Consider the following 21255-nt stretch of genomic DNA (forward strand, 5'->3'; position numbering starts at 1 on the left):
CCACGCCTCCCCTCTCACGGGGGAGCGAATAACTGACCGTAGCACCCAAAAATCATATTGCAAGACTTTTAGTTTCGGTTTTTGATACTCCGATGCGAATGCGCAATGATAATCACCCCGAGGCTCGCCGCCCTTCCAAAGGCGACTTTGGGCGGCTGCCGAGCGCGGACCCTCCAGGAAAGGCATTTCCGACCGTCAAGGCCGTCAGCGTCCTTGAGACGATTGCGAATGCTCGCCGGCCATTAAGCGTTTCGGAACTCGGCGTGCTTCTCGGTCTGCCAAAACCAACCGCCCATCGCATCGTGCGGATGCTGGAAAGCGAAGGACTGATGCAGCGCGAGCCTGGCAGCCGGCGGCTCGTCCCCGGTCCGCGTCTCGTGCGCCTTGGGCTCAGCATCGTCGGCGCAGCCATGATGAGCGCGCCACGTCATTCCATTCTGGAAGCGCTTTCACAAAAAATTGGCGAAACCTGCAATTTCGGTGTGATTAACGGAAGTCACGTTCTTTACCTGGATCGTGTCGAAGCCGAATGGCCGCTGGGGTTGCGTTTCGAGTCGGGCTCGCGCGTGCCCTTGCACTGCACGTCGATGGGCAAGCTATTTTTGAGCTGGCTGCCGAAGCAAAGGCGCGATGTGCTGCTGCGCTCGATACCGATCCTTCGCTACACGGAAAACACGATTACAGATATCGCCCGACTGGAGGCAGACCTCGAAAAAATTCGAGCGTCGGAAGTGTCGATCGACAATCAGGAGTTCCTCGCCGGCGTCGTCTGTGTTGCCGTGCCTGTTCGCGATCAAAACGGTCATCGGGTAGCAGCTCTTGCGATCTCTGCACCGCTTGCCCGGATGTCGATCGAAAGAGGCTTGCAACACGTCCCTCTCATGCAGAAGGCCGCGGAAGAGTTGACCGCCACTATCGATGATGACGAAAGAGATGAGGAGTAGCCGTGAATCTCCGGTTTGACGAAATCGCCGAGATAATGAAGATCATCGACAGCAGTTCGTGCGACGAACTTATTGTCGAAACAGGTGACATAAAGCTGGTCGTGCGGAGGAATGGAGCAGCCGGAACGGCCCCCGCAAGCGATCGGTCCATGGTCTCTTCCATCACGCCATCCGTTGCGCAAAGCGCGCCACAGGCCGTCGGGCAAAACGGCTTCGCACCGACGACAAAAATAGAATCGTCAGGAAAGCTGGAAGTTGCGGCGCCCATGATCGGCACGTTCTACCGTGCACCTAGTCCCGGCGCGCCTGTATTTGTGGAGGTCGGCAGCATTATCCGCAAAGGCCAGCCATTATGTCTCATCGAGGTGATGAAGTTGTTCACCACCATAAATTCTGAATTTGACGGCCGTATCATTCAGATCGGCGCCGAGAATGGCGAACTGGTCGAATACGGTCGCATGCTGTTTGTGATCGAACCGGTTTGAAGAAGGGAAGCGGTTCGAAACGCGCAATCCAAGAAAAACGGGGAAAACCGCCGTTCGTTTGCCAGAGCCATTCAACGATAATCATAACGGGAGGGATGGGTGCAAAGGGGTCTAACAATTTTCAAATTGCTCGCGGCGGGTATCTTCGCCGGCCTGCTCTGCGGAACGACGCCGGTTGCCGCGCAGAATTTCACCCAGTGGGGGTGGCCGCAGCCCTATGAAAAGATCTCCGACAAATCCATCGCATGGCTCAAAGAAAAGGGCTGGTGGCCCCTCACAGTTGGCTGGCAGGGGCCGTTCTCCGGTCAGAACACGATCAATGTCGTAATGGACAAGGAGGGATTGCTCGCAAAGCGCGGCGTTGACGCAAAATTCCAGGCGTTCGCTTCCGGTCCTGAAGTCAACGAAGCTGTTGCAGCCGCCCGGATTCAAGTCGGCAATGGCGGCAACTTTCCGTTCACGTCATTGCTGGATCGCGGCGTGCCGGTGCGTGCTATCGCGGTGGTTGCGCCGAACCTGAAACATTCGACAGTGGTTCCGCTCGATTCGCCTATTAAAACGCTCGCTGACTTCAAGGGAAGCAATCCACCTGCGACGATCGGCATCGTCACCGGCTCATCGGCTGAATTCTATTTCACGCAAGCCGCCGAAGTGGTTGGCCTTCAGATCGGCAAAGACGTGATTTTGAAAAATATGCCGCCCGCCGAACAGTCGCTGATGGTGAAAGGCATCGGTGGCGTCGTACCATGGGAGCCGACGGTCACGATCATCACTGAAGAGCGAAAGACAGGTCACGAGGTCGATACCATTTTCCCCTATAACTTCTATGAAGGGCGCTTCTACGTCCGGCAAGAATTAATCGACAATGTACCTGACGTCGTGCAAGCAATCAGCGATGCCTTCACGGAAGCGACACTCTGGATCAGGCTTAACCCCGACACAGCAGCTGACTATCTCGCTGCTGAGCCCATTCTGAAGACATTCGGCAAGCCGCTCCTTCTGCAGCAAACGCAGCTCTATAATAATCTCTATAAGCCGACCTACAGCTATCCTTTCGCGAAGATGTGGGGCGAAGAAGATTCGCGCATTGCTAAATGGCTGAAGGAGCGAAACCGCATCACCAAACCGCTCAGCGCAAAAGACTATGAAGATTCTTTCGATCAGCGTTTCATGCAAAAGACCTATGAAAGACTTGGCTGGAAAGTGCCAGAGCGCGCTCCATTCTTGCCGGCGAATTGGCCGGGCAAAGTTGGCCAGTTACCGTATCCGGCTTATGACAATGCTTTGACATTGAAACAGCCTCAGCAATGGCCGGAGGCTGGCGATCTGACGAGGCCCTGGACCTTCAACGGTAAGACCTACAACCCCTGAGGTTTCGACACGAACGAAAAGCCGCAAGGGTTTTGAAGTAAAACCTCGCGGCACTGGAACCGCGAATGAGAGTCATGGATCAGCTTGATAGAGATCATATCGCACCAGTGGACGAAACTGCACTATCTTCGTCGCAAGAAGTCGCGCCCGCGAGAACAATTTCGCCGCTGGGCGTGCGTTTGTTCTGGATTCTTTCCGCGCTGCCGAACTTCGCCTTGTTGATTTTTCTAGTTCTCGCGTGGCAATTCGCATCTAAGGTTTGGCTGCCGAGCATCGATCCACACATGGCGGTGCTGATGCCAGCGCCGTCCTCGATCGCCACCACAGCAGCGGGCATGATTGCGTCGGGTGAGCTCTGGTATCACCTGCTCGCCAGCCTAAAGCGCGAGGCGGTTGCATTTCTGCTATCCGCAAGCGCCATCCCCCTTGGGATCGCGATGGGCTGGTGGCGGATGGTGTACAATCAAGTAAGCCCGATCATGGAAATCCTGCGTCCGATTCCGCCACTGGCCTGGATTCCACTCAGTATTTTGTGGTTCGGGTTGGGGGACGAACAAAATGAATTCATCATTTTCCTGGGCATGTTTTTTCCGATCCTTGTAAATACGATCATTGGCGTAAAAAATATCGAGCCTAATTTGGTACGCGCGGCGCGCAGCTTGGGTGCTCCTGAATATAAGGTGCTCACACGCGTCGTATTCAAAGGCGCACTCCCACAGATCATAACTGGCGTGCGCATCGGTCTCGGTGTCGGCTGGATGGCGTTAGTTGCTGCTGAACTTGTTGGCGCGAATTCCGGTCTTGGTTTTCTCATCAACGATGCTCGCAGCATGTTGCGAACGGACATTATAGTGGTCGGTATGCTGGCGATCGGACTGATTGGATTGTTGATCGACAGTGCAATTCGCATTTTGAGCCGCCGTTTGCTGCCGTGGTCGTTGGCGCTTAGCAGGTAGGAAGTCGCATGGGTCGGTTGACGGTAAAAGGACTTTCGAAAATCTACGGCGATGCGAATTCAGCGGAGAGCGTCACTGCGCTTCGAAATGTTTCCTTCGAGGTTCCCGATAATCAATTTTGTTCGATCCTCGGCCATAGTGGATGCGGAAAGACGACCCTTCTCAATATTGCTGCCGGCTTCGAGAAGCCAACGACGGGTACTGTGATGGTGGACGATCAACCGATCAGTGCGCCAGGCTGGAAAAACACAATGATCTTTCAGGACTATGCCCTATTTCCTTGGGCGAGTGTCTCGGAAAATATCGCGTTTGGACTCGAGATGAAAAACATGCCGAGCCACAAGCGTCTCGACACTACACAATATTTTATTGGCCTCGTAGGGCTGGAGGGATTCGAGGATAAATACCCTCATCAGTTGTCCGGCGGCATGCGGCAGCGGGTTGCTATTGCACGTGCACTTGCTGTCCGCCCACAACTCTTATTGATGGATGAGCCGTTCGCAGCGCTGGACGCGCAGAACCGTACTTTCATGCAAGACGAGCTTGTTCGTATCTGGCAACGCGAGCCGAAAACTGTAATGTTGGTTACGCACAGTATTGATGAAGCGATCAAGCTCTCTGACTGCATAGCGGTGATGGCTCGTCGTCCTGGGCACGTGAAGGAGTTCATTCAGGTTAGCTTGCCGCGGCCTCGTAACGAAGACGACGCCGCCTACCTCGCCTTGAAACGTAAATTGCGGGATTTGATCCATGACGAAATCGACGATCGGCGTGTGCAAAACTTCAATTAAAGAAATTACTGGGCAGTCCATCCGCCATCCATTGCTATGGTCGCCCCGCGAATTTGCGAAGCCGCATCCGAACAGAGAAAGACGGCAAGAGCGCCAAGTTGCTCTGGCGTCACAAATTCCAGCGATGGTGTCTTTTCACTAAGAAATGAGAGTCTTGCCTGATCGACGCTTATTTTCTCTTTTTCGATGCGTGCCTCAATCTGCTTTTGCATGAGCGGCGTCAACACAAAGCCCGGACAAATGGCATTGCATGTTACGCAGGTCTTCGCCGTTTCAAGCGCAACCGATTTCGTAAAACCTACAACGCCATGCTTTGCCGCAACATATGCTGACTTTTCGGGGCTTGCTACAAGCCCGTGAGTACTGGCGATATTGATGATGCGGCCCCAATTCCGCTTCAACATGCCCGGCAATACCGCGCGAGTTGCATAAAAGACAGACGATAGATTGACCGCAATGAGCGCCTCCCACCGTTCAGGCGGAAATTCCGTTACTGGCGCAACGTGCTGTATTCCCGCGTTATTGACGAGAACATCGAGCTGGCCGAACTCGTCTTCGACACGTCTAATCATTCCTACAAGCTGTTGCGGATGGCTAATATCCGCAGGAATATAGATGGATGTTACGTCAAAGTCAGAAGCAATTGCGCTGCGGAGTTTTTCGATTTCCTTGGCGTCGCCAAATCCATTTAGGGCGACATTAGCACCTTCTGCCGCAAGTGCTCTCGTAACGCCGAGACCAATTCCGGAGGTGGACCCTGTGATTAATGCGGTTTTCCCCTTCAGCATCTCACATTCCCATCAACTGAAGCCCGGTGATTCGAACTCATCGCTATGCAGCCTGCATATCGTGCTCGCTCCTAAGAGCCGAAACGGTCCGTTGCTGAGTCTGTCACTACGCTGTCGACCGCTTTTGCTCTGCGTTGTTCTCGGAGTAATCCGTAATCCCATGCCATTTGAACCGAGCGCAGCAGTTGGTGCATCGTGAAAATCACCCGAACGTCGCCGCTGAGCTGCACCAGCGATTTGGTGCCGAACTCGTTGACAAGGATGCTGCCATCACCGAGCCGAATCGCGTCATGCGGCGCCTTCAGGCCATGCAGCATTACGAACGATTTGTCGCTCTTGCGGTCCATCCCCCCTCCGAGGTGATAGACTCTACCCACTTTGGAGGAGATTCTGGGGCTCAGGTCATGCGGACCTCACGTCAAAAGCAGCGCCCATAATAATCATTTACCAACTTCGCTACTTCGGCAATTCTCCGCCCCCAATCTGAGTTGGTAGCATACTTGGGAGCCGCAATAAGCTGCCTTCTAACGAGATGTGTTTGATAGCCGCCGATCTTCGGATTGAACTTAAAAGCCATCCAAGGAACAGGATAAAAATCGTTTCCTAAATCCAAACATTCAAAAGTCGCAATGACACACAGGATCTTACCGTTGCCTTGCTCAAGCAAGATGTTTGCAATCGACCCCATTGGTTCACGGCAAGGTCCGAAGATGGGTGTGCCGACGAACTGTGTGTTCTCGATCGAGCCATTTTGAAGATCGGGTGGATACGTCACATGTTTTATCTCACCACACTTACCTGGCCCACGGGGCCACCGGAGCCGGAGTCCAAGCTCCAGATCCGGCAACCTCTGGCCGCACTGGAACGACTAATTAGGATACCTTCTGCGGTCGCATGTCCTCGCGCTTGATGCCCGCGACAACCACAGGCTTCTTCATGGCATCCCGGCGGAACGGCTCGCCCAGCTCCTGATTAAGCAGCACCTCGATGAACGTCGTGACGCCCTTCTTCTGCGCTTCACAGGACTCCCGCAACGCTTCCGTCAGCTCGGCCTGGGTCTTCACCGTCACGCCCTTGAGCCCGCAACCCTCGGCAACCTTCGCATAGCTGAGATTCGGATCGAGCTCGGTGCCGACAAAGTTGTTGTCGTACCAAAGGATCGAGTTCCGCTTCTCCGCGCCCCACTGATAGTTGCGGAAAATGACCATCGTGATCCCGGGCCATTCCTTGCGGCCGATCGAGCTCATCTCGTTCATGGAGATACCGAACGCACCGTCCCCGGCGAAGCCGACGCAAGGCGTGTCGGGATTGCCGATCTTTGCTCCGACGATGGACGGGAATCCGTAGCCGCACGGGCCGAACAATCCGGGCGCGAGGTATTTCCGTCCCTTCTCGAACGACGGATAGGCGTTGCCGATGGCGCAGTTGTTGCCGATGTCGCTGGAGATGATGGCATCGCGGGGCAAGCCGGCCTGGATCGCGCGCCACGCCTGGCGCGGCGACATCCGATCCTTGTCCCGCCTGCGCGCCTCCTCGTTCCAGGTCGTGCCCGGATCATCCTCCTCGTGATCCATGCTGGATAGCGTCTGCAGCCACTTCGATTTGGTCGAATGGATCAAGGCCTTGCGTTCATCGCGGCCAGCGTTGCCTGCGCTGGGCGCAAGCTTGGCCAGAATAGCTTCGGCAACAAGTTTCGCGTCGCCGCAGATTCCAACGGTCACGGGTTTGGTGAGTCCGATTCTGTCGGCGTTGATGTCGACCTGAATGATCTTCGCCGTCTTCGGCCAATAGTCGATCCCGTAGCCGGGCAGCGTCGAGAACGGATTGAGACGTGTACCCAGCGCCAGCACGACGTCGGCCTTGGCAACCAACTCCATCGCCGCCTTCGAACCATTGTAGCCGAGCGGCCCGACGGCAAGCGGATGACCGCCGGGGAAGCTGTCGTTGTGCTGATAGTTGTTGCAGACCGGCGCATCGAGCCGTTCCGCCAGCGCCACGCAGGCGTCGATCGCATTGCCGAGCACCACGCCCGCGCCCGACAAAATGACGGGGAATTTGGCCTGGGACAGCAATTTCGTGGCCTCCGCAATCGCCGCCTCGCCACCCGCCGGCCGCTCGAATTCGACGATCGCCGGCAGGTTGATGTCGATCACCTGCGTCCAGAAATCGCGCGGAATATTGAGTTGCGCCGGCGCCGACAAGCGCTTGGCCTTCAGGATCACCCGGTTCAGGACTTCAGCGACGCGTGACGGATCGCGCACCTCTTCCTGATAGCAAACCATGTCGCGGAACAGCGCCATCTGCTCCACTTCCTGGAAGCCGCCCTGCCCGATCGTCTTGTTCGCGGCCTGCGGCGTAACGAGAAGCATCGGCGTGTGATTCCAATAGGCGGTCTTGATAGGCGTGACGAAACCGGTGATGCCCGGACCGTTCTGCGCGATCGCCATGGCCATTTTGCCGGTCGAGCGCGTGTAGCCGTCGCAAATCAGGCCGCCATTGGACTCGTGCGCCACGTCCCAGAAGGTGATGCCCGCCTGCGGAAACAGATCGGAGATCGGCATGAACGCCGAACCGATAATGCCAAAGGCATGCTCGATCCCGTGCATCTGCAGAACTTTTACGAACGCCTCTTCCGTCGTCATCTTCATGGCCAACACCCTTCTGCCGCGGTCAAACTGAAACTCGTCGTCGGATGACGAATGCCACACCAGGGCTTCGACTGCAACAATAATCTCATTTCCTGTCGATTTATGTTCCATTTTTCGGAATTTCTGCTATCTAGATCCCATGAACGACCTGCTGGGTACCCTGAAGCCATTGGGAATGATCGAGGCAGTCGCTGCCCTCGAGCACCCGGCGACGTTGGCGGAGCTTGCCGCGCACGTCGGAGCACCAAAGCCGACTGTCCATCGCTGGCTCGGCGCACTCGAGACTGCCGGGCTCCTGCAACGAACGCCTGATGGACGCTGCTTTGAACTCGCACCGCGCGCAGCGAGTCTTGCTTTTTCAATTCTCACAAATCGCCCGAGTGGGACCATTCGGCACGAGATCCTTCACCGGGTCGTCGGGACCGTGGGCGAGGCGTGCAACCTGACCGTGCTCGACGGCACGCAAGTGACCTACCTGGATCGCGTCGAGTCGACATGGCCGCTGCGCATCACCTTTCAGCAAGGTTCGAAAGTACCGGCCTATTGCTCGGCTAGCGGCAAACTGTTTCTTGCCCTGATGCGGCCGGCCAAGCGCGACCTCATTCTCAATGCCACGCCTCTCGTTCAGCTTACGGAAAATACGATCGTCGACAGGAGCGCATTGCACGACGAACTGGCCGAGATCCGCGCAAACGGCTACGCGCTCGACCGGGAAGAGTTCATGTCGGGCTTGGTGTGTCTCGCCGTCCCGATCTACCAACAGAAGGGCCGGTCGCGCGCGTGCGTAGCCGCTCTTGCTATTCAGGCGCCGGTCACCCGAATGGAGCACAAGGCCCTCCTCGAAAAGCTGCCGGTGCTGCAAAAGGCAGCGGGAGAGCTTGCCGCAACTCTAACCGATTGATCTCAGGTCATATGCAACAAACAGATTTGAAAAAGCCACGCCGCACCCATCCGAGACTTGATGCTCTCGAGGCTGCGGCACGAAGCAAGGGCCGGCTCAACGTGGCCGTCGCCTATCCTTGTTCGATCGACTCCCTGGGTGCCGCGCTGGCAGCGCGCGACGAGGGCATGATCGAGCCAATACTGGTCGGCCCTCGCAAGAAAATCCAGGCTTGCGCCGACGCTTTGAAAGTCAGTCTCGAAGGAATCCGGCTGGTTGACGCAGAGGACGATCCCGTCGGCTCTTCTCGGGCGGCGGTTGCGCTTGCCAGCTCCGGAGAGGCCGGCGCCCTGATGAAGGGATCACAACATACGGACGAACTGCTCGGGGCGGTGGTTGCACGCGAGGCCAATTTGCGCACTTCGCGACGCATCAGCCATGTCTTCTGGTTCGACCTGCCGGCCTATCACAAGCCTCTTATGGTCACGGACGCGGTCGTCAACATCGCGCCGACCCTGCAAAACAAGGTGGATATCCTCGCCAACGCCATCGACGTTGCCCATGCGCTTGGCGTGCAGATGCCAAAAGTCTCTCTGCTCTCCGCGATTGAAACGGTCAACCCTGATCTGCAATCAAGCGTGGATGCGGCCACGCTCGCCAAGATGGCTGACCGCGGTCAAATAAAGGGAGCGATCGTTGATGGCCCCCTGGCGTTTGACAACAGCATATCGACGACTGCGGCGGCAACGAAGGGAATCTCCTCGTCCGTTGCCGGCGATCCAGACATCCTGATGGTCGCCAATCTCGACGTCGGCAATACGCTCTACAAGTCCTTCATCTACATGGGCGGGGGCGAATGCGCGGGAGTCATCGTCGGCGCGCGGCTGCCGATCATCCTGACCAGTCGCGCCGATTCGCGCCGTGCCCGTATCGCCTCCTGCGCGCTTGCCCGGCTCTTGTAGGCAATGAGCGGTCGTTCGCCATCAACGCGTTGCGTTCTCGCTCAACTCCGTTAGCACTGGCCGACAGTGCCTCAAGCCCGCACGGCGCAGGGGCATGAGGCCGCCAAGCAGGTCGAGCCTAGGCGGCTGATGCAACGGCCACACCGTCTTCCTGACTACGGTGCCGTTCGAGGCTTCTAATCCACACAGCCGACAACGCACTCACGATGCCCGCAAACAGGCAGTACAGCGCGATCGCCCATCCGCCATTGGCGCCATAGCCTTGGATAAGCGCGGTTGCGATGATCGGCGTGAGCCCGCTCGCGAAGATTCCCGAGAATTGGTACACGAACGAAATGCCGGTGTAGCGCACCTGCGGCCTGAAAAGATCGCAGAACAGTGCGGCTTCGGGTCCGTAAATCGAGGCGTAGAAGATTCCAAACGGAATCAAAAACGCCGCCCAGACCAGAGCCGGCTCGCCTGGATAGTTCATCCAGATCCAAAACGCCGGCAGTGCCGACAAGCCCGTGATGAGAGATCCCCATGAATACACCGTCGTGCGTCCCATGCGGTCCGACAATCGGCCAAAGACGGGAATGAAGAAGCACATCACCAACGCCGAGACCGTCACGCCCAGAAGCACTTCGGTTCGCGAAATTTTGAACTGCTGCGTCAGGTAGGCGATCGAGTAGACGCCGAAGACATTGAAGAAGACGCCATCGATGTATCGCGCGCCCATGCCGGCGATGATCTCCCTCGGATAGTCCGCGATCATCGCGACGAAAGGTACCTTGGCTTCTGCCCCTTCTTTCTTGAGCTTGCTGAATTCTGGCGTCTCCTTGATGTTCAGTCGAATGTAAAGTCCGACTACGACCAGCACGAAACTCAGTGCAAAGGCGAGGCGCCAACCCCAAGTCAGGAACTGCTCGTCGGTTAGCGCGAAGGACAGCAGCGCAACGACGCCCGACGCGAGGCACAGCCCGATCGACAAACCGATCTGCGGCAGACTTGCATAGAAACCGCGCTCGCTCGGTTTGGCATACTCGTAAGTCATGAGCACCGCGCCGCCCCACTCGCCACCAAGGCCGATACCCTGGAGAATGCGCAGCGCCAGCAAAGCAATTGGAGCCCAAATTCCGATCTGGGCATAGGTTGGGACGAGGCCAATCAACATCGTCGCGACGCCCATGATCATTAAAGTCAGGACCAACATGCTCTTGCGACCAATGCGGTCGCCAAAATGACCAAATATGACTCCGCCCAGCGGGCGCGTCACGAAACCGACTGCGAAGGTTGTGTAGGCCAACAGCGTGGAAATGGTCGGATCGCCTGTCGGGAAGTAAAGCTTGTTGAACACGATCCCGGCAACAACGCCGTATAGAAAGAAATCATACCATTCGACCGTTGCACCGATCAAAGACGCATATACAACACGTTTCATCAGAGTAGTCTGGTCCACCATGTTTCACTCCCCGTTGGATCACTTTTTCATTTTCACTGCAGTCGACTGGGTTGCGATCGATCGACCTTTGCGTCGTCCAGGATCATGTCCGACGCTTTTTCCGCGATCATCACCGCAGGCGCATGTGTATTGCCCGAGACCAGCGTAGGCATGATCGAGCAGTCGACGACCCGAAGACCACCGATCCCGTGAACGCGCAGCCGCGCGTCAGTCACCGCCATGGGATCGGAGCCCATCTTGCACGTGCCGGTCGGATGGAAGATGGTGGCGCCATATTCGCGCGCGAAATCGAGAATCTCGCTATCCGAGCGCACGGAGTCTCCGGGCTTGTACTCGCCCAGGATGTACGGCTTGAGCGCAGCCGTCGCGGCGAGCCGCCGCGCATACTTGATGGATTCTACTGCGCAGAGCCGATCCTTCTCGGCCGTAAGATAGTTCGGCTGCATCGCAGGCGGTTGCATCGGATCGGCGGACCTGATTTCCACCGATCCGCGGGATTCCGGCCGCAACTGGCAAACCGAGAATGTGCAGCCGGACCAGTCGTGAGGCTTGCCGCCGGCAAGATCGGCTGACAACGTGCCAAAATGAAATTGGATATCGGGAGTCTGCGATCCCGGGAGAACACGCGTGAAGAGGCCGCCCTGATTGATGCCGATGCCGAGCGGGCCTGTGCCCTTCAGCAGCCATTTCAGGCCGATGCGCGCCTGCCCTGCCAGCGTACGCAGATCATCGTTCGTCGTGATCGGCTTGGACACGCGGAACATCAGCCTGAACTGCAGATGGTCTTGCAGGTTCTGACCGACGCCCGGGAGTTCATGGGCGACTTCAATTCCGTGACGCCGCAACAGGCTTGCGGGGCCGATACCCGAGAGTTGCAGCAGTTGCGGACTTTGCAGCGCACCTGCCGAGAGGATCACCTCGCGCGCGGCACGCACTTCCCGGTTCGCTCCATTTTGCCGAAACCGCACGCCGGCGACGCGACGGCCTTCCATGATCAGCGAGGTCGCCTGCGCCTCCGTTTCGACGCTGAGATTGGGTCGGCCCTTGGCCGGCCTGAGGTAGGCGACCGCCGAACTGTTGCGCCAGCCGTTGCGCGTAAATAGCTGGAAGTAGCCGACGCCCTCCTGGTCACCGCTGTTGAAGTCGCTGGTGTAGGGAACGCCTAGCTCCTTCGCCCCGCGGATGATGGCTTCCATCAGCTCATGTTTTTCGCGGATGTCGGAAGACCAAAGCGGACCATCGCCCCCGTGCGTCGCGCTCGCGCCACGGCTGTTGTGCTCGGATTTGATGAAACAGGGTAGAACGCTGTTCCAGTCCCATCCGGCGTTGCCGAGCTGGGCCCAATGATCATAGTCATCGCGCTGGCCGCGAATGAAAACCAGGCCGTTGATCGAGCTCGATCCTCCGAGCCCCCGTCCCCTCGGCCAATAGATCTTCCGACCATGCATCTCGGCCTCGGGCTCCGTGTAGAAGCCCCAGTTGTAGGCCTGGTGAAACATGGTCTTCCCGTAACCGATCGGGATGTGGATCCAGATGTAGTTGTCGCGGGGACCCGCCTCCAACAACAGAACCTTGTGCCGACCATCCGCGCTGAGCCGATTGGCCAGCACGCATCCCGACGACCCTGCCCCGACGATCACAAAATCGTATTCCGCCACATTTCCTCCGACGATCTCATTGAATGAGATGTTTTATCTCGTATAATGAGCCAAATTGCAAAACTTGTCAAAGTTGTTCACGTCTGGCGGAGAAGGTATTCGCAATGTCGTCACAGCGGACACCAGCAGTCTCCGAACGCGCGCTCCGCCTTCTCGAGATCATCGCCGAAGCGGAGGAGCCGCCGACGCTCAATGAACTTGTCAACCGGATCGAATTGCCGAAGGCGACCACACACCGCTTCGTCTCGCTGCTGGAGACGCTGGGCTTCGCCGAGCGCACGCTGGATGGACGGCACTATCAGGTCGGTCGCCGTCTGACCGCGCTCGCGATCGACGTGATGCGCAATTCGCTGAACCAGGCACCGCGCCGCGCCATTCTCGCCTCGCTGGTGAGCGAGATCGGCGAGACCTGCAACATCACGGTGCTCGACGGGGCCGAATTGGTTTATCTGGATCGCGTGGAGTCCGACTGGCCGCTGCAAATCCGCCTCAGCGTCGGATCGCGGGTCCCACTGCATTGCACGGCGAGCGGAAAGCTGTTTCTCAGTCTCGCCTCACCTCAGCTACGGCAGCCACTGATAAAGTCGCATCCGCTGCGGCGACACACGGCACACACAATCACCGACCATGCGGCGCTAGAGATCGAGCTGGAGAAGATCAGGCAGACCAGGGTCGGAACGGACAATGAAGAATTCATCGACGGCATGGCTGCGGCGGCCGTCCCGGTATTCGATGCGCGCGGGAAGATTTGTGCCACCGTCGCCGTACACGGCCCGACGAGCCGACTGCCGCTTTCCCGTGCGATCGCACATGCGCCCGCGCTGCGAAGGGCCGCCGATCAGATTTCGCTGACATTTGTCGGATCGAAAACGCGCGAAACCAGCGGCCGATCCGAATAGGTTCAGACGATCGCGGGCTCAGGATTGGCTCCGAAGACGGTCGACGGATCTCGGCGCCACGCCAATTTTCAGCCTCTCTTGTGGAGAACCGACCAGATCTTCTCGCGCGTCAGCGGCATGTCGAGGTGGACGACACCGTATTCCCTAAGCGCGTCCACGACGGCATTCACGACCGCGGGTGGCGAGCCGGTGGCACCCGCCTCCCCACACCCCTTGGCACCCAGGGGATTGGTCTGCGTCGGCGCTCCCTCGTACAACTCAACCTTGATGATCGAAATGTCGTCCGCGCGCGGCATACTGTAATCCATGAAGGACGCGGTGAGGAGCTGGCCGGCCTGATCGTATCGCGTATCCTCGAGCAGCGCCTGGCCGATACCTTGCACGACGCCGCCGAGCACCTGTCCTCGGACGATAAGCGGATTGATGATACGGCCGAAATCGTCGACGACCGAATAATTGACGACGCGGGTGATGCCGGTATCGATGTCGATCTCGACCTCGCAGACGTGGCAACCGTTCGGATAGTTGAAAGCCTCTCGCTCATAACGCGCGATCTCGTCGAGTCCCGGACCGCCCTGCGGCGGCACCAGCTTCGGATCGAAGGCCGCGCGCACGACATCGGCGAAGGAAACGCTGTGATCGGTTCCGGCAACCGCATAGCGTCCCGGAACATATTCGACATCGGCCTCGCCGACCTCCAGAAGCTGCGATGCAATGCGCTTGCCCCTGTCGATGATCTGCCGCGCCGCGAGGAGCACCGCGGTGCCGCCGAGTTGCAGCGAGCGCGACCCTCCGTGGCCACCGCCCTCCCTTGTCGCGTCGGTATCGGCCTGTCGAAACGAAAACTGATCCGGCGCGATCCCAAATTGAGCCGCGGCAATCTGAATGAAGGTGGTTTCGTGCCCCTGCCCGTTAGATTGAGTTCCGACGCTCAGCGTTGCGCGGCCGTCGGGCGAAAAAACGATTCTCGCAGCATCCGCCGGAGGCCCGAGCGTGGCTTCGAGGTAGTAGGCGACGCCCAGACCTCGAAGCTTGTTCTGCTTCCGCGCTACCTTGGCGCGTTTCGGAAAGTCTTTCTCGTCCGCCAGCTCCAGCGCCTTCGACAGGACAGTGTCGAAGGAGCCGACATCGATGTCACGTCCGAGCGCATTGCGATAGGGAAGCTGCGCCCGCTTGATGAGGTTCTTGCGCCTGAGCTTGACCGCCGAAACATTCAGCTCGCGTGCCGCCACGTCGATCGTGCGCTCCAGCAGATAGATCGCCTCCGGCCGCCCGGCGCCCCGATACGCGTCGACCGGTACCGTGTTGGTGAAAAACGCGCGCACCTCCATGGAAATCGCCGGGAGATCGTAGGCTCCGCCCAGCACCGCGGCCGTCGGCAAGGTCGGGATCAAGGCACCGTTGGTCGACATGTAGGCGCCGAGATTTGCGATCGTATCGACGGCGAGCCCAACGAAGTGTCCGGCCGCATCGAGACCGAGCCGGACCGTCGTCACAAGATCGCGCGCATGCGCGTCGGAGACGAACGAACCGCCGCGGTCATTGATCCATTTGACCGTGCGTTTCAGCCGGTCGCAGGCGAACAGCGTCATCGCATGTTCCTGCTGCAATTGATTCTTGCAGCCAAAGCCGCCGCCGACGTCGTCGGCCCGACAACGCAACTTGTCCTTCGGCCAACCGAACAGGTCGCAGATCAATCCCTGAAAGCCGAACGGATTTTGGATCGAACCGGACAGTGTGAGCCGCTCTGTCCTGTCGTCATATCTTGCCACGACGCCACGGGGCTCCATGGAGTTCGGAACCAAACGGTTGTTTATCAGCTCAAGGGTGACGACATGCGCCGCATCCGCAAGCGCGCGCGCAGTCTTCGCCGCGTCGCCAACCCGCCAGGTAAAGGCCAGGTTGCGTGGCGCTTGATCGGGCCAAAGCTCCGGCGTTCCCGCGTCCATGGCACCGCGCAGGTCAACGTTGCAGGGCAGCGGCGCATATTCGACATCGACCAGCTCAAGCGCGTCCGCCGCCGATCGCGCCGTCTCGGCGACAACCATGACAACGCAATCGCCGACATGCCGCACCCGCCCTGTCGCAAGCCCTGGACGGGGCGGAGACGCGATCGCCGAACCATCAGCCTGCGTTATCGACGGTCGCAAGGGAAGGCCCGAAAGGCCGGCATTGCGCCAATCCTCGCCCGTGTAGACGGCGACCACGCCCGGAGAGGATTTGGCCGCCGTGACATTGATGCGGCGTATGTCCGCATGAGCGTGCGGGGAGCGCAGGAACGCCGCATGTAGCGCGCCGGACTCGCTGTCGTCATCGACGTAACGACCCGCACCCCTTACGAAGCGCAGATCCTCGATACGCCGAACCGGCTGACCGATGCCAAATTTTGCCAGGGCGCCGGCAGAGGCAGTATCCGCCGGCGACAACGGCTCGATTTTTGTTTGCATTATTCCACCTGCGGCCGGACGACGAAGCATCAGAACCCATTGGTGTCGTTTTTGCAAGTCAGGCTCAGGACAGATCACGATGCCGGATTATTTCCGAGCCACCTGCGCATATTCCCTTGCGTTGAGTTCGGAAAGGAAAGCGGCGATTTCCATCGGCGTATCCGCAACCCTGACCCCGGCCCGCTCAAGCGCCGCCCGCTTTGGTCCGTAACCGCCCTGCCCGCCGCTAACGATCGCACCTGCGTGCCCCATCTTTTTGTCCGGAGGCGAGGAGCGCCCGGCGATGAAGGCACATACCGGCTTTCGCATCGAGCGCGCATATTCGGCTGCAGCCTCCTCCATCGATCCGCCGATTTCACCGACCAGCACGACTGACGTGGTCCGCTCGTCCCGATCCAGCGCCATCAGCGCATCAAGGCTCGTCGTGCCGATGATCGGATCGCCGCCGATTCCGATGAAGGCGGATTGACCGTGCCCGGCCCGGGTCAGGTTCAGGCACATCAGTGTTCCGAGGCTGCCGCTGCGCGAGATGACGCCGACGGAGCCCGGCTTGAAGACGTTCGGGTTGTGACCCGGCATGATCCCGACGAAACCCTCCCCGGGCGTCACGATGCCCGCGGTATTCGGACCGACGATGCGGCTGTTCGAGCTCCGAAGGCGGGCGAAGATCTCCAGCACATCATGGCTCGGAATGTGCTCGGTCAAGGTGACGATCGTTCCGACACCGGCATCGATCGCGTCGATGATGGCGTCCTTCGCGAGTGCCGGCGGAATGAAGATGACCGAGACATCGCATTTTACATGCCGCGCCGCCTCTACGGCCGAGCTGAAGATCGGGACACCGAGATAGACCTCGCGGGCGCGCTTTGGATTGACGCCACCGACGACCTCGGTGCCGCATTCCATCATCTTTTCGGCCCAGAACGATCCCTGCTTGCCGGTGATGCCCTGAACCAGAACCTTTTGTCCACGTCGATATATCATCGTGCCGCCTCGACTGCCGCTTTCACGGCATCTTCCATGAGATCGTATGGTTCAAAACCAAGCTCGTCGCGAACAAGTTTGACCGCTTCGTCTTCGCCGGTGCCGTGGATGGTGAAGAACACCGGCACCTTCGGTCGCAGTTTCTTCCACGCGCGCACCACACCGTCGGCCATGACGTCTGTTCGCGCAAACGCTCCGCAAAAATTGATCACCAGGCTCTTGACGCCGGGGTTCGAAAGCACGAGGTCGAGCGCCACTTCCGCTTTTGTATAGGCCTCTCCTCCTATCTCGAGGAAATTCGCGGGCCGGCCGCCACAATGGTCGATGACGTCCATTGTAGTCATGGTCAGGCCGGCGCCATTGGCGAGCACGCCGACATTGCCGTCGAGCTGAATGAACTTCAGCCCATGTTCGGCACCGCGCGACTCCAGCGCCGTCATCCGCGGCGGCGACGCGACCTTGGCCAGTTCGGGCTGGCGTGCTGCGGAGGCGTCGTCCAGCACGAACTTGCAGTCCAGCGCGACCACTCGACCGTCTTTCAGGACCGCCAGCGGATTGATCTCGACAAGCTCGGCGTCCTTGGTGCTGAAAATGCGGTAAAGTCGGACCAATACATCGGCAATCGCGTCAGCCGCCGGGCCGAGGTCCAGCCCCTTGATCAATGCCGCCGCGTCGGCCGCGCCGAATCCGCGGCTGAGATCGACGACATGGCGTCTGATGGCCGCGGGCTTGTTCTCCGCGACTTCTTCGATATCCATGCCACCTTCGGTCGAAAACAGCACCATCGGGCTGCGACTTCCCACGTCAGTCAGCACCGCCGCATATAGTTCACGCGCAATGGCGCATTGCTGCTCGACCAGGACACGCCCCACGGAGTGACCCGCGATCGACATACCGATGATGGCGCGCGCCGCGGTCGCCGCTTCGTCAGGCGTGTTCGCCAGCTTAATGCCGCCGGATTTGCCGCGCTTGCCCGTCGGCACCTGGGCCTTCACGACGCTGGGACCGATCCTGGCGACGGCGTCGGAAGCTTCCTTGGGCGTCGAGCAGACCACGCCTTCAGGGATCGGCACCCCGGCCGGTTTGAGCACATTCAGTTTGGCCGCGAATTCCTCGAGATTCATTGCAGCTAATCCTATCGTCCGTATCGTTTCCAGTGTGGCCCGAACAACTCCTCTTCCGACGGCTTGTCTTCCGCGATCGGCACCACCAAGTGCGTGATATTGAGGAAGTGCTTGTAGTTCAGGTTCTCGGAAATGCTGTTCTTCTGCCAGGAGCCGCAGCCCATCGTCAGCGTGAACTCGAGACCGCTGTCAAAGCCTCCGCCGTTGCCGAACGTGTGCGCGAAATTGACCAGCACGCGCACGACCGGCAACTGTTCGGCGAGTTCGCGCGCCCGCGCCATGTTTGTGGTGTGCAGGCCCATGGAGTGGCCCTTGCCCTGGAAATCAAGAATCTTGCGGATGGTCTCTGCCGCCGCCTTGAAATCCGGCGCACGATAGACCGTGAGGACCAACGCGAGCTTTTCGCCGGAGAGTGGATAGGCCTTGCCGATACCCGTCTCCTCGACCAGCAGGAACTTCGCAGACTTCGCTTCGGCGGGAAGGTCAAAGCTGTCGGCAAGGACTGGCATGTCGCGAGCGATCAGATGACGATTGAGCTTGCCGTTCTTCCACAACTCGCCCTGAACCCGCTTCTTTTGCGCTTCGTCGACGAGATAGCCGCCGGCCTTCTTGAGCGCCTCGATCGCCGCGTCGTAGACCGATGAGACGATCACGACGGCATTCTCGGACGAGCATGACGTCGCGTTGTCGAAGGTCTTCGACGCGCAAATCTTCTGAGCGGCGGCGGTCAGATCGGCGGTTTCGTCGACGATGACAGGCACATTTCCAGCGCCCACGCCGATTGCAGGCGTACCACTGCGATAGGCGCGACGTACGTTGTCCTGCGAGCCGGTGACCACGACCAGATCTACCGCTTCCATGATCGCCTGCGTTGTCTCCTTGGTCACCGGATTCGGCAGAATCTGGACCAAGTCCTTCGGAAGACCGATGGCGTCGAGCGCACTGCGCATATATTCCACGGCAAGGGCCGTGGTCCGATAACCCAGCGGCGACGGCGCGATGATCACCGCATTGCGTCCCTTGATAGCCATCATGGTCTTGTTGACGGGCGTGGCGCCGGGATTTGTCGAGGGCGTAATTGCGCCGATGACTCCCATGGGTTTGGCGAACTTGACAATGCCGCGCTTGTCGTCGCGCTCGATTTCGCCGACCGACTTCACTCTCAACAGGTCACGCAACGTACCGAACGTCTTGCGTTGCTTCTTGATGATCTTGTCGGGAACGTTGCCCAGCCCGGTATCGACGACCGCGAGCTCCGCAAGCTCGCGCGCATGTTCCGGCTTGTAGAGCGACCATGCGATCGCACGCACGGCCTCATCGACACGGGCCTGATCGGCGTCCGCAAATCCTTCTTGCGCAATTCTCGCCTTGCGCATCAGGTCCGCGGCGATCATCTCTGCATTCGCAACCAGGTTATCGATTTCAGCGACTGCGCTCATTGTTTCCATCTCCATTCCTGTGACATTGAATCCAGTGCGGCGATCAAGCGGGCACTGGACTTTCGCGTAGGTCGACGAAACGCTTTTGAGGATGAATGGTCAGGGCCAGGGCTGCGCCGAGCAGCAGCATGCCAAGCGAGCCGATGAACGGCACATCCCAGCGGCCGGTAAAGTCGATTGCCCATCCAAACACGACCGGCGAGATGATGCCGGCCAGACCGAATCCGAAGTTCATGAAGCCGCTGGCGCTGCCGGAATATTCAGGGGTGATGTCCATCGGGACCGCCCAGATCGGCGCCACGATCAGCTCGGCGAAGAAGAACGCCATGCTCAGGCAGATCGCGACGACGAAGAGATCATGCACGAACACGATCGGCAGCATGAAGCAGAACGAACCGAGGAAGCCCGCGACGATCACCGAAATTCTCGCCTTTGCGACATCACCTGACGCTCTCAGGATGCGATCGCTCACAATACCACCAACCGTATCGCCGATCACGCCCGCGAAGAAGACGCCTGCGGCGAACAGCGCGGATTTCTTCAGGTCGAGCTTGTATTCGTGCAGGAAGAACGACGGCAGCCAATTGAGGTAGAGCCACAGAATCCACCCGTAGCAGAAATCGGTAAGCGTCACCGGCATGATGCGCTTCAGAAGCGGTCTCCAAGGCACCGGCTTGCGGCTGCCTGCCACGGTTGACGTCGGCAGGCCTACCAGTTCGTCGGCCGTCACCTGCGGATGCTTGCGAGGGTCATCGCGGAAATAGAAGAACCACAGGACGGCCCAGATCAGGCTCGCGACGCCCAGCGCGTAAAACGACACCCGCCATGAGAACGCCGCGATGATCATGGCGATCATCGGCGGCGTCGCGGCATTGCCAAAACGCGCGAACGCGTGGGTTATGCCCTGCGCGAAGCCGCGCTGATCGGCGCGCAGCCAGTTCGACAGGGCGCGGGTCGCCGTCGGGAAAGCGGGGCCTTCGCCAATGCCGAGCGCCAGACGCGCCACAAAAAGGCTCGCCAGGCCGCCAACAAGACCCGTCCAGATCGTCGAGGCCGCGACAATCAACGCGCAAATGGTCAGCGTCATACGCGGCCCCAATCGGTCGCCGAGCCAACCACCTGCGATCTGGAAGATTGCGTAAGGATAGGCAAAAGCCGAGAAAGCGAGCCCCAGTTCCGTCGCGGTCAGGCCGAGATCCTTCTGCATGATCGGCGCCGCGGTCGAGAGATTGACCCGGTCGACGTAGAAAATGAAATACATCAGGCAGATGACCGTAAGAACGAGACGGCTAGCCTGCTTCCTCATCAATTTCACGCGTACCTCCCCGGATTGTTGGTCGTCTGCCTCCCCGCCCCGGCTGCGGCTATTCGTACCGGAACGGCTGACATCGCCATTATTTCGTTTATGGTACAGTGGGTTGGCACGATGACAAAATTG

Annotated in this window: 19 protein-coding genes; 8 read left to right on the plus strand and 11 right to left on the minus strand. The window is 59.0% G+C overall.

Annotated features, from left to right (window positions below):
• Nucleotides 1-92: 92 nt before the first annotated feature.
• The 5 genes from QOU61_RS24215 to QOU61_RS24235 all read left to right on the plus strand — a co-directional run bounded on the left by QOU61_RS24215 (nt 93) and on the right by QOU61_RS24235 (nt 4547).
• Nucleotides 93-944, plus strand: coding sequence for an IclR family transcriptional regulator (locus QOU61_RS24215; protein ID WP_289653715.1), 852 nt, complete (start codon nt 93-95; stop codon nt 942-944).
• Between the two features lie 2 nt (nt 945-946).
• A complete protein-coding gene (gene accB / locus QOU61_RS24220; RefSeq protein WP_289653716.1) occupies nt 947-1429 on the plus strand; it encodes an acetyl-CoA carboxylase biotin carboxyl carrier protein in 483 nt (160 codons plus the stop codon).
• A gap of 99 nt (nt 1430-1528) precedes the next feature.
• The gene (locus QOU61_RS24225; RefSeq protein WP_289653717.1) at nt 1529-2800 is read left to right on the plus strand and encodes an ABC transporter substrate-binding protein; all 1272 of its coding nucleotides are present in this window, start codon (nt 1529-1531) and stop codon (nt 2798-2800) included.
• Nucleotides 2801-2874: 74 nt separating this feature from the next.
• Nucleotides 2875-3756 (plus strand): ABC transporter permease, encoded by an 882-nt coding sequence (locus tag QOU61_RS24230; RefSeq protein WP_289653718.1) that lies wholly within the window; start codon nt 2875-2877, stop codon nt 3754-3756.
• Between the two features lie 8 nt (nt 3757-3764).
• The gene (locus tag QOU61_RS24235; protein ID WP_289653719.1) at nt 3765-4547 is read left to right on the plus strand and encodes an ABC transporter ATP-binding protein; all 783 of its coding nucleotides are present in this window, start codon (nt 3765-3767) and stop codon (nt 4545-4547) included.
• A 5-nt stretch (nt 4548-4552) separates the two neighbouring features.
• Here the strand turns inward: QOU61_RS24235 and QOU61_RS24240 are convergent, their stop codons facing one another.
• From QOU61_RS24240 to xsc, 4 genes are all read right to left on the minus strand, one after another.
• Nucleotides 4553-5335 carry a 3-hydroxybutyrate dehydrogenase gene (locus tag QOU61_RS24240; RefSeq protein WP_289653720.1) on the minus strand — a complete coding sequence of 261 codons (783 nt, stop codon included), beginning with the start codon at nt 5333-5335 and terminating at the stop codon, nt 4553-4555.
• Between the two features lie 71 nt (nt 5336-5406).
• Nucleotides 5407-5682: a hypothetical protein gene (locus QOU61_RS24245; protein WP_289653721.1), complete on the minus strand. Its 276-nt coding sequence runs from the start codon at nt 5680-5682 to the stop codon at nt 5407-5409.
• Nucleotides 5683-5753: 71 nt separating this feature from the next.
• Nucleotides 5754-6110 (minus strand): PRC-barrel domain containing protein, encoded by a 357-nt coding sequence (locus tag QOU61_RS24250; RefSeq protein ID WP_289653722.1) that lies wholly within the window; start codon nt 6108-6110, stop codon nt 5754-5756.
• A 97-nt stretch (nt 6111-6207) separates the two neighbouring features.
• Entirely contained in the window at nt 6208-7983 is a 1776-nt protein-coding gene (gene xsc, locus QOU61_RS24255; RefSeq protein WP_289653723.1) for a sulfoacetaldehyde acetyltransferase, read from the minus strand.
• Between the two features lie 139 nt (nt 7984-8122).
• Between xsc and QOU61_RS24260 the strand changes: the two genes are divergently transcribed.
• Nucleotides 8123-8884 (plus strand): IclR family transcriptional regulator, encoded by a 762-nt coding sequence (locus QOU61_RS24260; protein ID WP_289653724.1) that lies wholly within the window; start codon nt 8123-8125, stop codon nt 8882-8884.
• A gap of 11 nt (nt 8885-8895) precedes the next feature.
• Entirely contained in the window at nt 8896-9825 is a 930-nt protein-coding gene (locus tag QOU61_RS24265; protein ID WP_289653725.1) for a bifunctional enoyl-CoA hydratase/phosphate acetyltransferase, read from the plus strand.
• 118 nt (nt 9826-9943) lie between these two features.
• Here QOU61_RS24265 and QOU61_RS24270 read toward each other — a convergent pair whose 3' ends face one another.
• Nucleotides 9944-11266 carry an MFS transporter gene (locus QOU61_RS24270; RefSeq protein ID WP_289653726.1) on the minus strand — a complete coding sequence of 441 codons (1323 nt, stop codon included), beginning with the start codon at nt 11264-11266 and terminating at the stop codon, nt 9944-9946.
• 32 nt (nt 11267-11298) lie between these two features.
• Nucleotides 11299-12924, minus strand: coding sequence for a GMC family oxidoreductase (locus QOU61_RS24275; RefSeq protein ID WP_289653727.1), 1626 nt, complete (start codon nt 12922-12924; stop codon nt 11299-11301).
• Nucleotides 12925-12947: 23 nt separating this feature from the next.
• Between QOU61_RS24275 and QOU61_RS24280 the strand changes: the two genes are divergently transcribed.
• A complete protein-coding gene (locus QOU61_RS24280; RefSeq protein ID WP_289653728.1) occupies nt 12948-13823 on the plus strand; it encodes an IclR family transcriptional regulator in 876 nt (291 codons plus the stop codon).
• 68 nt (nt 13824-13891) lie between these two features.
• On the opposite strand, the gene QOU61_RS24285 is transcribed toward QOU61_RS24280, so the two are convergent.
• The 5 genes from QOU61_RS24285 to QOU61_RS24305 all read right to left on the minus strand — a co-directional run bounded on the left by QOU61_RS24285 (nt 13892) and on the right by QOU61_RS24305 (nt 21123).
• On the minus strand, nt 13892-16270 hold the full coding sequence (locus QOU61_RS24285; RefSeq protein WP_289653729.1) for a xanthine dehydrogenase family protein molybdopterin-binding subunit: 2379 nt from the start codon (nt 16268-16270) through the stop codon (nt 13892-13894).
• 87 nt (nt 16271-16357) lie between these two features.
• Complete coding sequence (sucD, locus tag QOU61_RS24290; RefSeq protein ID WP_289653730.1) at nt 16358-17254, minus strand: succinate--CoA ligase subunit alpha; 897 nt, start codon at nt 17252-17254, stop codon at nt 16358-16360.
• On the minus strand, nt 17251-18378 hold the full coding sequence (locus tag QOU61_RS24295; RefSeq protein WP_289653731.1) for a succinate--CoA ligase subunit beta: 1128 nt from the start codon (nt 18376-18378) through the stop codon (nt 17251-17253). The genes sucD and QOU61_RS24295 overlap by 4 nt, the downstream gene beginning before the upstream one ends.
• An 11-nt stretch (nt 18379-18389) precedes the next feature.
• Nucleotides 18390-19754, minus strand: a complete 1365-nt coding sequence (sauS, locus tag QOU61_RS24300) for an acylating sulfoacetaldehyde dehydrogenase (RefSeq protein ID WP_502876974.1) — start codon at nt 19752-19754, stop codon at nt 18390-18392.
• Nucleotides 19755-19860: 106 nt separating this feature from the next.
• A complete protein-coding gene (locus QOU61_RS24305; protein ID WP_289661723.1) occupies nt 19861-21123 on the minus strand; it encodes an MFS transporter in 1263 nt (420 codons plus the stop codon).
• Nucleotides 21124-21255: the final 132 nt, after the last annotated feature.

Origin of the sequence: Bradyrhizobium sp. NP1, from assembly GCF_030378205.1 — a bacterium.
GTDB lineage: Bacteria > Pseudomonadota > Alphaproteobacteria > Rhizobiales > Xanthobacteraceae > Bradyrhizobium.

Bases quoted from the DNA above. Each gene is read 5' to 3' on its own strand.
- QOU61_RS24215 (WP_289653715.1), top strand. From the start codon at position 93: ATGCGAATGCGCAATGATAATCACCCCGAGGCTCGCCGCCCTTCCAAA.
- QOU61_RS24230 (WP_289653718.1), top strand. From the start codon at position 2,875: ATGGATCAGCTTGATAGAGATCATATCGCACCAGTGGACGAAACTGCA.
- QOU61_RS24235 (WP_289653719.1), top strand. From the start codon at position 3,765: ATGGGTCGGTTGACGGTAAAAGGACTTTCGAAAATCTACGGCGATGCG.
- QOU61_RS24240 (WP_289653720.1), bottom strand. From the start codon at position 5,335: ATGCTGAAGGGGAAAACCGCATTAATCACAGGGTCCACCTCCGGAATT.
- QOU61_RS24245 (WP_289653721.1), bottom strand. From the start codon at position 5,682: ATGGACCGCAAGAGCGACAAATCGTTCGTAATGCTGCATGGCCTGAAG.
- xsc (WP_289653723.1), bottom strand. From the start codon at position 7,983: ATGAAGATGACGACGGAAGAGGCGTTCGTAAAAGTTCTGCAGATGCAC.
- QOU61_RS24260 (WP_289653724.1), top strand. From the start codon at position 8,123: ATGAACGACCTGCTGGGTACCCTGAAGCCATTGGGAATGATCGAGGCA.
- QOU61_RS24265 (WP_289653725.1), top strand. From the start codon at position 8,896: ATGCAACAAACAGATTTGAAAAAGCCACGCCGCACCCATCCGAGACTT.
- QOU61_RS24270 (WP_289653726.1), bottom strand. From the start codon at position 11,266: ATGGTGGACCAGACTACTCTGATGAAACGTGTTGTATATGCGTCTTTG.
- QOU61_RS24280 (WP_289653728.1), top strand. From the start codon at position 12,948: ATGAGATGTTTTATCTCGTATAATGAGCCAAATTGCAAAACTTGTCAA.
- QOU61_RS24285 (WP_289653729.1), bottom strand. From the start codon at position 16,270: ATGCAAACAAAAATCGAGCCGTTGTCGCCGGCGGATACTGCCTCTGCC.
- sucD (WP_289653730.1), bottom strand. From the start codon at position 17,254: ATGATATATCGACGTGGACAAAAGGTTCTGGTTCAGGGCATCACCGGC.
- QOU61_RS24295 (WP_289653731.1), bottom strand. From the start codon at position 18,378: ATGAATCTCGAGGAATTCGCGGCCAAACTGAATGTGCTCAAACCGGCC.
- sauS (WP_502876974.1), bottom strand. From the start codon at position 19,754: ATGCGCAAGGCGAGAATTGCGCAAGAAGGATTTGCGGACGCCGATCAG.
- QOU61_RS24305 (WP_289661723.1), bottom strand. From the start codon at position 21,123: ATGAGGAAGCAGGCTAGCCGTCTCGTTCTTACGGTCATCTGCCTGATG.